This is a genomic window from Bacillus sp. 0909A (assembly GCF_036765115.1).
Lineage (GTDB): Bacteria > Bacillota > Bacilli > Bacillales > Bacillaceae > Bacillus > Bacillus mojavensis.
On sequence record NZ_JBAIZU010000002.1, the window covers coordinates 1 to 13,607 of the forward strand.

7 protein-coding genes and 1 pseudogene are annotated in these 13,607 nt (G+C 45.4%); all 8 read left to right on the forward strand.

The window, feature by feature from the left end; genetic code table 11:
- Nucleotides 1–3,754 (forward strand): annotated as a pseudogene (gene fenA / locus V6D42_RS05200) (fengycin non-ribosomal peptide synthetase FenA); the annotation flags it as partial.
- Nucleotides 3,755–3,782: 28 nt separating this feature from the next.
- Nucleotides 3,783–7,607 carry a fengycin non-ribosomal peptide synthetase FenB gene (gene fenB / locus V6D42_RS05205; protein ID WP_333512585.1) on the forward strand — a complete coding sequence of 1,275 codons (3,825 nt, stop codon included), beginning with the start codon at nt 3,783–3,785 and terminating at the stop codon, nt 7,605–7,607.
- A 123-nt stretch (nt 7,608–7,730) separates the two neighbouring features.
- Nucleotides 7,731–8,123: a DUF1360 domain-containing protein gene (locus V6D42_RS05210; protein WP_010334451.1), complete on the forward strand. Its 393-nt coding sequence runs from the start codon at nt 7,731–7,733 to the stop codon at nt 8,121–8,123.
- A 143-nt stretch (nt 8,124–8,266) separates the two neighbouring features.
- Nucleotides 8,267–9,802: a glycoside hydrolase family 10 protein gene (locus V6D42_RS05215; RefSeq protein ID WP_333512586.1), complete on the forward strand. Its 1,536-nt coding sequence runs from the start codon at nt 8,267–8,269 to the stop codon at nt 9,800–9,802.
- Nucleotides 9,803–9,928: 126 nt separating this feature from the next.
- Nucleotides 9,929–10,495: a GNAT family N-acetyltransferase gene (locus V6D42_RS05220; protein WP_333512587.1), complete on the forward strand. Its 567-nt coding sequence runs from the start codon at nt 9,929–9,931 to the stop codon at nt 10,493–10,495.
- A gap of 14 nt (nt 10,496–10,509) precedes the next feature.
- The gene (locus V6D42_RS05225; RefSeq protein ID WP_442893193.1) at nt 10,510–10,662 is read left to right on the forward strand and encodes a hypothetical protein; all 153 of its coding nucleotides are present in this window, start codon (nt 10,510–10,512) and stop codon (nt 10,660–10,662) included.
- 105 nt (nt 10,663–10,767) lie between these two features.
- Nucleotides 10,768–11,910 (forward strand): acyl-CoA dehydrogenase family protein, encoded by a 1,143-nt coding sequence (locus tag V6D42_RS05230; protein ID WP_333512588.1) that lies wholly within the window; start codon nt 10,768–10,770, stop codon nt 11,908–11,910.
- A gap of 41 nt (nt 11,911–11,951) precedes the next feature.
- The gene (locus tag V6D42_RS05235) at nt 11,952–13,598 is read left to right on the forward strand and encodes an AMP-binding protein (protein WP_333512589.1); all 1,647 of its coding nucleotides are present in this window, start codon (nt 11,952–11,954) and stop codon (nt 13,596–13,598) included.
- Nucleotides 13,599–13,607: the final 9 nt, after the last annotated feature.

Consider the following 13,607-nt stretch of genomic DNA (forward strand, 5'->3'; position numbering starts at 1 on the left):
CGCCGGACGTCCTCACAAGGAGCTTGAGCCGATACTTGGAATGTTCGTCAACACCCTGGCGCTTCGGGCACGCCCGGAGGGCGGGAAGCCGTTTGCGCAATTGTTGCAGGAAGTGCGCGAGACCGCATTGGAAGCTTACGAACATCAGGATTACCCGTTCGAAGAGCTTGTCGACAAGCTCGGTGTGACAAGGGATATGAGCCGAAATCCAGTGTTTGATTCCATGTTAGTCGTTCAAAATACAGAGCAACAGACTTTGGAGCTGGATGACATACAACTCCAGTCGGCCGGCGTTTCTCATCATGTTTCTAAGTTTGATATCACTTTGCAGGCTTCTGAGGGTGACGAGCAAATTCATTTGCAATTTGAATATTCAACTTCGCTTTTTCAAAAAGCAACGATAAAACAATGGACATGTCATCTGACAAATTTGCTTAGCCATATCGTCGAAAATCCGAACACACTTCTTAACGATATCGACATTCTGACTCATGAAGAGCGAAACAAACTGCTGAATGAGTTTAACAGCGGGCAAGAGAATGACCATAAAGTGCAAACAATCGATCACCTGTTTGAAAAACAAGCAGCGCTGACTCCGAATGCTCCTGCACTCGTCAGCAGAGAAAACACACTCACCTATCAGGAACTGGACGAATGGTCCAATGGCATTGCATGGGCCCTGCGTGACCGCGGGGTTAAACCGGACACACCAGTCGGAATTATGATGCCTCGTTCATTCAGCATGATTGCAGCCATTCTGGGTGTTTGGAAAGCCGGCGGCTGTTATGTCCCGATTGATCCGGAATACCCGGCGGAACGGAAACGCTATATACTCGGCGACAGCCGAAGCAAACTGCTCATCACTTTACCTGCTGCGGATCAAGAAGCACTTGAAGATTTTGAAGGTGAGATATTCGCCATAGAGAACGCGGAGACATACGACGGATCACCGCTTCCTCAAGTGTCACGCCCTCAGCATTTGGCTTATATCATTTACACTTCAGGAACGACAGGCCAGCCAAAAGGAGTGATGGTCGAACATAAAGGAATAGCCAATACCCTGCAGTGGCGGCGAAATGCTTATGCTTTGAATGAGACAGACACAGTCCTTCAGCTCTTTTCTTTTTCGTTTGACGGCTTTTTAACAAGTATGTTCACACCGCTTTTGTCAGGTGCAAAGACAGTGCTGCCTGATGAAAACGAAGCGAAAGATATTTTGTCCATTAAGCATAATCTATCTCATCATCGGATTACACATATGATTATCGTCCCTGTTTTATATCGGGCACTTTTGGACGTCATACAGCCGGAAGATGCGAAGACGCTTAGAGTAGTCACGCTTGCAGGAGAAGCAGCTGACCGGGAATTGATAGACCGCAGCATGGCAATATGCCCGAATACAGAGCTAGCAAATGAATATGGGCCGACAGAAAACAGTGTGGCAACCACAGCCATGAGACATATGGAACGGCAGAAAAACGTATGCATCGGCCGCCCGATCGACAATACTGAAGTGCTGATTTTAAACGGGGATCAGCTTCAGCCAATCGGCGTTACCGGCGAGCTTTGCATAGCAGGAACAGGGCTTGCAAGAGGGTACGTCAATCTTCCGGAACTGACAGCAAAAACGTTCGTTCAGCACCCATTCCAGCCCGAAAAACGGATGTATCGAACAGGTGACGCAGCCAGATGGATGACAGACGGTACAATCGAATACGTAGGACGACTGGACGATCAAGTCAAAATCCGAGGCCACCGTGTAGAAACGAAAGAAATTGAATCAGTTATCCGCCGTATAAACGGAGTAAAAGAGGCTGTTGTACTTGCTCGCGAAACAGCGCCTGCTCAAACCGAATTGTGTGCTTACATTGTGGCAGATCAAGACTTCAATACAGAAATGCTGCGTGCCGAATTAAAAAAACAGCTGCCTTTATATATGATGCCGGCGTTTATTCAAACGCTGGACACACTTCCTTTGTCACCAAATGGCAAGCTGGATCGCCGGGCACTTCCAGAACCGACATTCAATCCAGTACGTACATTTCATGCACCGAACAGCGAGATGGAACAAACACTGGCAGATATATGGGGTGAAGTGCTCGGTGCAGAGAAAATCGGAATTGATGATTCGTTCTTTGAGCTCGGGGGAGATTCCATTAAAGCGTTACAGGTGTCAGCACGGCTTCATCGAATCGGGAAACAAATGTCGGTTAAAGATTTATTCAGTCATCCGACAATGAAAGAACTTGCAGCCTATATTCGTGATTCCGATACTAGTGCCAGCCAAGCTCCGGTTGAGGGAGAAGTACAATGGTCACCTGTTCAGAAATGGTTCCTTTCTCAAGATATAAAAGAGAAACACCATTTTAATCAATCTGTTATGCTGCATCGGAATACCTCCGTCCAAGAAGACGCGCTGCGCAAAACGTTAAAAGCCATCACAATCCACCACGATGCGCTGCGAATGGTGTTCACACAGTCTGAGCAAGGTAAATGGGTTCAATATAATCGGCCAGTCAGTCATTCAGACGACGCGCTTTACAGCCTTCAGATCATCAACCTTAAAGGTTCAGAAGTCAAAGCATATGAGTCTCTTATGAAACACCATGTACGTGGCATTCAACAGAACATAGATTTGGAAAAAGGGCCGCTATTGCAGGCCGGACTTTTCCGTACAGATGACGGAGATTTTTTGTTCCTAACGGCTCATCACTTCATCGTTGACGGCATCTCATGGCGTGTCCTGCTGGAGGATTTGGCAACCGGATATCGTCAGGCTGCAAACGGAGAAGGCATTGATTTGCCGCCTAAAACAAGCTCATTCAAAGCATATACGGAAAAACTCGCCGACTATGCTGAAAGCCGTCAGCTTATGAAACAGCTCGCCTATTGGCGCGAAGCTGAAGAGTATCAGGCAGAAGCACTGCCGTTTGATCAAATAAACGATCAAACGTTAAATCAGAGAAAACGGGATACAGTTTCATTCTCTCTCAATACAAAAGAGACGGAGGCGCTTTTAAAAAGCGTCAACCGCACATATAACACAGATACGCAAGATATGCTGCTGGCTTCCGTGATTCTAGCTTTGCGGGATTGGACGAAACAATCCACCGTCAAATTGTCATTAGAAAGCCACGGACGCGAGGATGTGTTAGACGGCATAGATGTTAGCCGCACGGTTGGATGGTTTACCGCCATTTATCCGTTATTCGTCAACCTAGATTCAGACTTGACCGACAAGGATCAAGAAGAATACTTGGTTCATGTGTTAAAAACAACAAAAGATACACTGAGACGCGTACCGGACAAAGGATTCGGCTACGGTGTACTCAAGTATTTGACCTCGCCTGAGAAAACTGACGTCGATTTCACCGGCACAACGGAAATCAGCTTCAACTATTTGGGGCAATTTGAAAACAGCCGTACAACTGAAGCGCCTGATGAAAACACCTTCTCGTTTTCTCCGCTCGGGACCGGAGAAGATATCAGCACTTCTTGGAACCGTGAGCAAACGCTTGACATCAGTGCGATGGCAGCAGAAGGAAAAATGACAGTCAACATGACGTACGAAACATCCCGTTTCCAGCATAAAACAATCGCACAGCTTTGTGAGAATTGCCATCACTATTTACTGAAGCTGATTGATCACTGTCTGAACAAAACAGAAACAGAAAAAACCATCAGCGATTTTGATGATCATGAACTGACCGAGGACGCACTCCAGGAAATCGCTGATATGCTCAGTTTTCACTAATGAAACCGTATAGAAAGGTGCAGGCGATATGGGTAAAACAAAAAAAATCAAGAACATTTATCCTCTGAGTCATATGCAGGAGGGAATGCTGTTTCATTCCTTCCTCCATAAAGAGGAGGGAGCATATGTTGAGCAGTCGCTCTTTACGATAAAAGGAAACCTTAGCTATGAGATGTTTCAGCGCAGTATTCAAGCCATCATCGACCGCCATGATATCTTCAGAACCGTATTTCTGCCGCACGTCCCCAATTTATCGGGGCCTCGGCAGGTCGTGATGACAGAACGGAAATTCCATTTGCACAATGAGGACATTTCCAGCCTGCAAACGAATGAGCAGATAGATTATATTGAACAGTTTAAAGAGAAAGATAAAGAAAAAGGGTTTGATTTGCAAAAAGACATGCTGATGCGGATTTCTCTGCTCAAAAAAGCGGAAAATGAGCATGTCTGTGTCTGGAGTCATCATCACATCTTAATGGACGGCTGGTGTCTCGGGATCATTCTGCAGGAATTTATGCAAATCTATCAATCTATCCATACAGGAAATCACCTTGCTATGGAGCCTGTCCGTCCCTATAGCACCTATATTTCTTGGCTGACAAAACAAGACAAAGAAGCGGCAGCGGACTACTGGCGTGCTTATCTGAAAAACTACAGCACCCCCTCACCGCTGCCTCGGGTGACGGACAGAGAAGCAAAAGAAGGGTATTACCGTGAAGAATTCATTTTCACTCTACATCAAAAGCTGACGGACAAGCTAAAAGAGACCGCCAAACAAACAGGCGTCACGCTTGCCACCTTTATTCAAACGGTCTGGGGTGTCATGCTCCAGCGCTACAACCGAACGGACGATGTCGTTTTTGGCGCAGTCGTTTCAGGCAGACCATCTGAAATCCCGGGTGTTGAGTCAATGATCGGATTGTTTATCAATACGGTTCCGGTTCGTGTTCAAACAGGTAAAGAAGAAACGTTTGCAGAACTGCTCACCCGCTGTCAACAAGATATGCTGGACGCCGAGCCGTTTACCTGCCATCCTTTATTCGATATTCAGGCAAACACCGCATTAAAACAGGAACTGATTGACCACATTATTGTCTTTGAAAACTATCCATTACAGCAAAAAATGGCTGACTCAGCTGATCGGATTGATTCACCTCTGCAAATAGACAATGTAAACGTGTCTGAACAGTCAGGGTACAATTTCAACCTTGTCGTTGCTCCCGGTGATGAACTCGTCATCAAGTTCAGCTATAATGCGCACGTGTATGATGCTGCCTGGATGACCTGCATCCAAAGACAGCTAACACAAGCGTTACAAGCTGCTGCAGATCACCCTGACATTCCCGTTGCAGACTTTTCCTTTCTTGATCCGAAAGAAAAAGAGCAGATGTTAACACAATGTAACGACACTTCAACGGAGTATCCGAAAAACAAAACAGTGATAGATCTATTCCGCGAACAGGCAGCAAAAACACCAGATCAAACGGCTCTAGCTTACGGAAATAGGTCCATCTCGTATCGTGAACTTGATCAAAAATCGGATGTATTGGCCAGAACATTGTATGAAAACGGGCTGCGCCGAAACGGAACAGCTGGTATTTTGGCTGGTCATTCTCCTGAATTCATCATTAGTGTACTGGCTGTTTTAAAAGCAGGGGGGACATACCTTCCTCTTGACGCGGAGCTTCCGCCTGAACGGATTAGCTATATGCTCGACGAGACAAAAGCCGCTATGCTGATTGTTCAAAAAGGACTGGAGCCAAACACAGCCTTTGCAGGAACCCTCATTTCTGCAGATGCAGAGGCGCTGATTGAAGAACATACGAAACCTTTGGAAATCGTCACTGGCCCGGATGATCTCGCGTACATCATGTATACTTCCGGTTCGACCGGCCAGCCTAAAGGCGTCATGATCACCAATCGCAATGTCGTGTCCCTTGTTTGCAACAGCAATTACACATCAGCTTCTGTAAATGACCGCTTTATCCTGACAGGATCCATCAGCTTTGACGCCGTCACCTTTGAAATGTTTGGGGCCCTTTTAAAAGGAGCAACTTTGCATATCATTGACAAATCAACAATGCTGACACCAGATCGTTTTGGCTCTTATTTGCTTGAAAACAACATCTCAGTGCTGTTTTTGACAACCGCTCTTTTTAATCAGCTGGCACAAGCTCAAGCTGACATGTTCGGCAGGCTTCATACGCTATATGTCGGGGGCGAAGCGCTGTCGCCTGAGCTTATAAATGCTGTCAGACACGCGTGTCCGAAGCTTTCGCTTTATAATATCTATGGACCAACGGAAAACACGACATTCTCAACCTTTTTTGAGATTAAAAGAGACTATGCGACTCCAATACCGATTGGGAAACCGATCAGCAATTGTACCGCTTTCATCTTAGATGCAAAAGGACGTCTCTTGCCAATAGGCGTTCCCGGAGAGCTATATGTCGGCGGTGACGGAGTGGCAAAAGGCTATTTGAATAGAGATGATGTAACAGCTGCCGTTTTTTCTCCTGATCCTTTCATACCTGAAAAAAGAATATACCGTACCGGTGATTTGGCGCGATGGCTGCCAGATGGGAATCTAGAATATATCAGCCGGATTGACAGGCAGATTAAAATTCGCGGCAAACGGATTGAACCCGCTGAAATTGAAGCGCGGCTGTTAGAAATTGAAGGGGTCCGTGAAGCAGCAGTTACATTGGTGGAAATAGACGGAGAGGCGCAGCTATACACGCATTATGTTAGTGATGACAGCAGAAACGAAAAGGAAATTCGCGTTGCATTGGCACGTGTGCTTCCTGACTACATGATTCCGCAGCGCTGGGTCCGGGTTGACCGTATGCCGCTTACTGGAAACGGAAAAATCAATCGCAGCGCACTTCCTATTCCTGAAAACGAGTCTGAAAATCGTCAGGATCTTACACCGCCCAGAAACTGGGTCGAACAGGAATTGATGCAAATTTGGAAAAGCGTACTCGGTGTCAAAACGATCGGAATACATGATGATTTCTTTGCTGTTGGCGGACATTCACTTAAAGCGCTTCAAGTGATACACATGCTTAAACATCATCAGCATATTGATATACCGATCGATGTCTTATTCGAAAATCCGACGATCGCCCAGCTTGCGGAAAAGCTTTATTCTAATCAGCTGGCAGCGGCTGGCGAACAGCATGTGATCCAACTGAACGAACAAGGCGGAAAAAACCTTTTCTGCTTCCCGCCGATTTCAGGCTTCGGGATTTATTTCAAAGACTTGGCACTACAGCTAAATCACAAAGCAGCCGTATATGGTTTTCATTTTATTGAGGAAGACAGCCGCATCGAACAATACGTCAGCCGCATCACCGACATACAGCCAGAAGGACCGTACGTTCTATTAGGCTACTCCGCGGGCGGAAATTTGGCTTTTGAGGTCGTACAGGCTATGGAGCAGAAAGGATTAGAAGTCAGTGACTTCATTATCGTAGACGCCTACAAAAAGGATCAGTCGATAACAGCAGATACCGAAAACGACGACTCAGCCGCATACCTGCCAGAAGCAGTCAGAGAAACAGTGATGCAGAAAAAAAGGTGCTATCAGGATTATTGGGCTCACCTAATAAATGAAGGCCGTATCAAGTCAAACATTCATTTCATTGAAGCTGGCATTCAGTCGGAAACAAGCGGCCCGATGGTATTACAGAAATGGCAAGACGCCGCTGAGGAAGGCTATACCGAATACACCGGCTACGGCGCGCACAAAGACATGCTGGAAGGTGAATTTGCTGAAAAGAATGCAAGCATCATACTTGATATATTAGACAAGATTACGTCAGATCAAAAAATGCTGCCAAACAAGCATTAAACAAATACAGGCCGAACAGAAGCGATTCTCTGTCCGGTTTTCTTTTTGCTAGAGAGTCGCGCATAAGAATGGATGCAAAAATGCGGGGAATGATAACAACATCCTTTTTCTTGGAGGCTTGTCATGGAACATCTTTCTTGGCTTACTTTTTTTATGCTGATACTGGCGAGTTACAGGCTGACACACTTAATTGTATTCGACAAAATTACTGAATTCATCCGAAAACCTTTTATGAAAAAGAAAAGGACTGTTGATGCAAACGGGCACGTGAATGAAAAAAACGTGCCGGCCTCAAACTTTGGCTATATGCTTAATTGCTACTGGTGCGCCGGCGTTTGGTGTGCCATCCTGATTGGGCTGGGCTATCTTTTTTTACCTGATATCGCTGTTCCGGTGATTTTCATATTATCGATCGCAGGCGCACAGGCCATTCTTGAATCAGCTGTCGGCGTAGGTGTAAAACTCGTTGACGTGTTAAAAAGTGTCCAAATACTCATAAATGATAAAAAGTCCTAAAGCAGATAAAGATGCTTCGGGACTTTTTTACGTTCACCCAGTGATAATTCCGGTTTCTTCAATCGATTAAGCACCCTTTTACAGCCCGGGAATACCGTAATAACGAAATAGTGAAAGCGATGTAATGGGGGAGACGAAATACAATGAAGGGTTGTCAAAAGCCGATCGTACGTATTCTTGTCAGCTTGCTCATCGGAACGTTGATCATAACCGTTCCGTATCTGGCCAAAGCACAAACGGACAGGGAACTGAGAGCCGTATGGATTGCATCCGTATTAAACCTTGATTGGCCATCAAAAAAAGGGTTGTCGATTGAAGCACAAAAACAGGAGTATCTCAGCCTGCTGGATGACGTTCAGTCAATGGGAATGAATGCCGTCATTGTTCAAATTAAGCCGACGGCCGATGCCTTTTATCCGTCCGCTTACGGGCCTTGGTCTGAATATTTGACTGGTGTTCAAGGAAAAGACCCAGGTTATGATCCGCTCGCCTTTATGATTGAAGAAGCCCATAAACGAAATCTTGAATTTCACGCTTGGGTTAATCCTTACCGCATTACGATGAACCATACAGATCTCAATAAATTGTCTGAGGATCACCCGGCAAGAAAGCATCCTGACTGGGTCGCTGCTTACGGAAAGCAGCTTTATTATAATCCCGGCATTCCTGAAGCAAGGGATTTTATCGTCGAGGGCATTGAAGAAGTCGTAAAGCATTATGATATTGATGCCGTTCATATGGATGATTATTTTTACCCTTATAAAATAGCCGGACAGGAATTCCCTGATTCAAAACAGTACGAACAATACGGGAAAGACACATTTCCCGATATTGATGACTGGCGAAGAGACAATGTAAACCAGCTTGTCCGCCAAATCAATCAAACCATTAAAGCTGAAAAACCATATGTTAAATTCGGCATCAGCCCATTCGGTGTATGGAGAAACATAGAAGACGACCCAACCGGATCAAATACAAAAGCAGGCGTCAGAAATTATGATGACCTTTATGCAGATACGAGACATTGGATCCAGCAAGGCGACATCGACTATATTGCCCCACAAATTTACTGGAGCATCGGCTTCAACGCAGCGGCTTATGACGTGCTGGCTGATTGGTGGAGCAACGAAGTCAAAAATAGATCCGTTCATTTATACATCGGGCAGGCAGCTTATAAAATCAATAACAATTTTGACCCGCCGTGGTCCGACCCTGAAGAATACGCCCGACAAATCAACCTCAACCGGCAGCTGGAGCTGGTGAAAGGAAGCATGCATTTCAGCCTCAAAGACCTCAATAATAATCCGCTCGGCATCAAAGACAGACTCATAACCGACCTGTACAGTAAGCCCGCACTGGTACCCGAAATGCCTTGGCTCGACAGCAAAGCGCCAAAAAAACCGAAACTGACCAAAGTAACCGCAGACGATAATGGAAATCTCCTGCACATACAAGACCACCCATCAAATCGAAAAACGAAGGAAACAGCCTATTATGCGATATACAGATCTGAAGGAAAACAGGAGCAAGCATTACTGTCCACCGCAAGAAAAACAAACGACAAGCAAACCTTCTTGGATGACACGGCAGAACCAAATAAAACCTATACGTATTATGTCACATCAGTAGATCGGCTTCATAACGAAAGCAAGGCCTCAAAAAGAAAAATAAATCAATAGCCCTTAGAGACGGCTATTTACTAGCCGTCTCTTTATATTCCAATTTCATGAATAGACAGGAAACGTATGGCCGGTGCTGAAGTACTAAGAGAAAACAAATAAAGGAAATACAATGGAGGAAAGAACGTGAATTTGGAAATGATTTTTACCGATTTTCCTGTATTGGAATACGAGCATTTAGTATTAAAAAAGATCGAAGAGACACACTTGCAAGATGTATTTTCAATCTATGACAATGACAAAGTATTTGAATACTGCGGCATCATTCCGAAACATAACATAAAGACAGTACATAAAATGATTCGCCATTTTGAGAGAGATTATCAGAAAAAAAGCAGAATAAAGTGGGGGATTTTCGAGAAGTATCAAGGGACTACATTGGTTGGGATCATTGAAGCAATGGATTTTAACCAGAAAGTAAACATGGTAACCATAGGATACTTTCTAGGACAAGTTTATTGGCGTAAAGGCATTGCAACTGAAGCCGTCCAAATGCTGGTCACTTTTTTATTTAATAAAGTCAACGTAAACCGAATTCAAGCAGAGGTTATGCCTGCAAATGAAGCGTCAAAAAAAGTCCTCTTGAAAAATAATTTTATGAGAGAAGGCTTAATTAGACAGGCTTCTTATTGGGCCGGCAAAGGAGTTGTCGACTTAGAAATATATAGCATTCTCAAGGGGGAATACATCTGAGTCTGCAGGTTTAGATGTATGAAACAAGCAAAATGGGGGCAACCGTCGGCTTGTTTATTGATACGTTTTTCCTTTGGAACTTCCCGGCACTTTCTGAAGGGCAAGAGATTGCGTTTGCAATATGGAAGGATGTGCTTACGCCATATATTTGTTCATACCATTGCTGATCATATAGAAAGTGGTTCCGTTTTAATTTTCAGACTTCTTTTGTCAGGGAATGATTACTGAATTCACTTAATAGGATGTTACAAAGATGTGAAGGAGGAAACCAAGTGAATTTTGAACTGACAAAAGAACAGCAAATGGTACGTGAAATGGTAAAGGATTTTGCAAAGAGAGAAATTGCTCCTCACGCAGAACATGTGGATCAAACGGGTGAATTCCCGATACAAACGTTTCAAAAAATGGGTGGTCTCGGACTGATGGGCATCCCCTTTCCTGAGGAATATGGAGGATCAGGCGGAGATACAATTTCCTATGCCTTAGCTGTTGAAGAAATCGGCAAAGCATGCGGCAGTACAGGATTAAGCTATGCAGCTGCAGTTTCACTCGGTGCAAGCCCTCTATATTACTTCGGGACAGAAGAACAAAAACGGGAGCATTTGATTCCTCTAGCTTCCGGCAAAGCACTCGGATCATTCGGTCTGACAGAACCAAATGCCGGCTCTGATGCAGGAGGCACGCAAACGAAAGCGGTGATAGATGGTGATGAATATGTGATTAACGGCGAAAAATGCTGGATCACAAATGCCAGCTACGCACGTACAGTGATTGTGACGGCAGTGACAGGCAAAAATGAGAGCGGGCATAATATCATCTCCGCTTTGATTGTTCCGACTGATACACCCGGCCTTACCATAACGAGCCCGTACGATAAAATGGGTGTGCGCGGGTCAAATACAGCGGAAATTCTGCTTGAGGATGTCCGTGTACCCGCAAGTTACCTGCTCGGCGACCCTTCAAAAGGATTTAAACAGTTTCTTCATACCCTGGATGGCGGACGCATTTCAATTGCCGCTCTGGCAGTCGGCATTGCCCAAGCGGCACTAGACGCATCCTTAGCCTATGCAAAAGAACGAAAGCAGTTCGGACAGCCGATTTCTTCCTTTCAGGCCATTCAGTTTAAACTTGCCGACATGGCGATGGAAATCGATCTGGCCCGGCAAATGGTATTAAAAGCGGCCTGGCTGAAAGATCATAAGCGCCCGTTTACGAAAGAAGCGGCTTATGCCAAGCTGTTTGCCTCTGAAATGGCAACAAGGGCATGCAACCAAGCGATTCAAATCCACGGCGGTTCCGGCTACATGAGGGAATACGCGGTTGAACGGATGCTGCGGGATGCAAAATTGATGGAAATTGGAGAGGGCACATCAGAAATTCAGCGTATCGTGATCGCCAGACAGCTTCTGAAATGAAATGTAAACGCTTTCTGATCTCGTGAAAGGAGGACCGACACATGTCCGAACTCATCCATTGCACAATCGGCAGGCTACTGGAACAAACGGCAACAGCCTATCCTGATCAAGAAGCGGTTGTCTATCCCGATCGGAATCTCCGCTACACGTACGCGCAATTCAACAGGCTGTGCCGTCAAACCGCTAAAGGGCTTATGGGGATGGGGATTGGAAAGGGAGACCACGTGGCCATATGGGCCTCAAATATACCGGAATGGCTTGCTGCTCAATTCGCCACCGCAAAAATCGGAGCCGTGCTCGTTACCGTGAATACGAATTACCAAGCCCAAGAGCTTGATTACTTGCTGAGACAATCAGATGCGGATGCGCTTATTGTCATGGATTCCTATCGCGGCACTTCTTATACAGGGATCCTCAACAGCTTAATTCCTGAGCTGAAGGATGCAGAGCCAGGGCAGCTGCAATCAGAACGCTATCCGTGTTTAAAAACACTGATTTATATCGGTGAAAAACGTTTACCTGGTATGTATCACTGGGACGATACAGAGATGCTGGCACAAACAGTGACAGATGCCGAGCTGGAAGCAAGAATGAACAGCCTTGAAAAAAATGACGTGATTAACATGCAATACACGTCAGGAACGACAGGATTTCCTAAAGGAGTGATGCTGACTCATTTTAATGTCATCAACAACGCCGTAAATATCGCTGAATGTATGAAATTAACTTCATATGACCGCATGTGCATCCCGGTTCCGTTTTTCCATTGCTTCGGCTGCGTGCTTGGCGTTTTGGCATGTGTGTCCGTCGGCGCAGCTATGGTACCTGTTGTAGAATTTGAACCTGTCACAGTCCTTAAAACGGTTGAAAACGAGAAATGCACAGCGCTTCACGGCGTACCGACCATGTTTATCGCGGAGCTTCATCATCAGAATTTTGATTCTTATGATCTGTCATCGTTGCGAACAGGCATCATGGCCGGATCATCCTGTCCAAGCGAAGTGATGAAAGCTGTCATTGAAAAAATGGGCATGACAGACATCACAATCGCTTACGGACAAACGGAAGCTTCGCCGGTGATCACACAAACAAGAGCTAATGATTCCTTCCAAAGAAGGGTGGAAACAACCGGCCGAGCCTTGCCTGAGGTCGAAGTGAAAATTGTGGAGCCGGGCACGTTTCATGAGGTTCAAAGAGGTGTACAGGGAGAGCTTTGCACCCGCGGCTATCATGTCATGAAGGGCTATTATAAAGACGAAGAAGCTACCCAAAAGGCAATCAACCCAGACGGATGGCTATTTACCGGTGATCTCGCTGTTATGGATGAAGACGGATACTGCCGCGTCACCGGGAGATTAAAAGACATGCTCATCAGAGGCGGTGAAAACATTTATCCCAGAGAAATAGAAGAATTTTTATACCGCCATCCTAATATTTTAGATGTACAGGTAGTTGGTGTGCCTGACGAAAAATACGGGGAGGAAGCAGCTGCCTGGATTAAGCTGAAAGAGGGAAAAACAGCTTCACCCGAAGAGCTGAAAGCCTATTGCAAAGGGAAAATCGCCCGCCACAAAATTCCGCGCTATTTCATCTTTACAGACGAGTATCCTATGACAGCCTCAGGCAAAATTCAAAAATACAAACTGCGTGAAAAAACGATTCAGCTGTTTCACTTACCATCAAGTTAATGAGGGGTG